The sequence below is a fragment of the Siminovitchia fortis genome, assembly GCF_007681465.1.
In the GTDB taxonomy this organism is placed as follows: domain Bacteria; phylum Bacillota; class Bacilli; order Bacillales; family Bacillaceae_C; genus Siminovitchia; species Siminovitchia fortis.
This window is the reverse complement of record NZ_VEKZ01000184.1, coordinates 1-366: the sequence shown is the minus strand read 5'-3', so window position 1 is coordinate 366 and position 366 is coordinate 1. Positions and strand designations below refer to the sequence as shown.

Genomic DNA, 366 nt, shown 5'->3' with positions numbered 1-366 from the left:
CCTGCGACCTTCGGGTTATGAGCCCGACGAGCTGCCAGACTGCTCCACCCCGCGATAATAAAAAAATTGAACTTGTCTTGATTATTATAAAGAAAGGGAAGGGGAAAAGCAAGGATCCCAAGGGATTTTGCGAAAAAAATCGTTTCTTGTTGCAAAAGGGGGTTTTTTTGTATTGCTAAAACTGCTGATTAGGCTAGTTTGGGAGAGAATTACACGAAATTCAAAGGTAATCTGGTCCATGTTTGCAGCTTTATGAGCGGAAATAAATGAGCTATGAGCCGGTATTGGCTTTTTATGATCATGGAACCAACGGGTATGAGCCGAAACAGATGCCATATGATCCCCTTTAATCTCTTTATGGTCGGA

Annotated in this window: 1 protein-coding gene; it reads right to left on the bottom strand. The window is 42.3% G+C overall.

The window, feature by feature from the left end; genetic code table 11:
- Positions 1–84: 84 nt before the first annotated feature.
- Positions 85–366 (bottom strand): hypothetical protein (locus FS666_RS20130; RefSeq protein WP_222119386.1); only part of this gene is annotated, 282 nt, incomplete at its 5' end.